General features: G+C 57.6%; 1 pseudogene. It reads right to left on the reverse strand.

Annotated features, from left to right (window positions below):
• Positions 1-379 (reverse strand): annotated as a pseudogene (locus IF803_RS42555) (transposase); the annotation flags it as partial.
• Between the last annotated feature and the right edge of the window lie 154 nt (positions 380-533).

Raw genomic sequence — 533 nt, forward strand, 5'->3', positions numbered from 1 at the left:
TAGTAGACCGTGCTGCGAGCCAGCTTCAGGACCTTCGCCTGGCGCACGATAGAAAGATCATGACCGCGGTCGATCATCGCTTTGCGCTCAGCAGGCCCGCCTTGGTGAGCGCGCCGGACAAAAAATCGTTTTCCAACGCCAGCTCGCCGATCTTGGCATGTAACGCCTTCAAATCGACCGGCGTCTCGGCCGATGTCTTGTCATGCCCAAACACGCCGGCGGCGCCTTCCAGGAGCTGGTTTTTCCAGATCGTGATCTGGTTCGGATGAACATCAAACAGTTGCGCCAGCTCCGCCAGTGTCTTGTCTCCTTTGACCGCAGCCAAAGCAACCTTCGCCTTGAATGCCGGAGAATGCGTCCGGCGGCTCTTCTTCGTCATCTTCGCTCCTGATTCGCAGCAAGAATCCTCGCCGCTGTCAGGCAGAAAATCCACTCAAGCTACTGTCCGAATTTGCGGGGCCAGCTCTCAGCAGCAGAAGCCCTCTCCTGAAGACAAAGTTTCCGTCACCAAGGATAAGGACGCGGGCGCATGC

It is taken from the genome of Bradyrhizobium sp. UFLA06-06, from assembly GCF_054820065.1.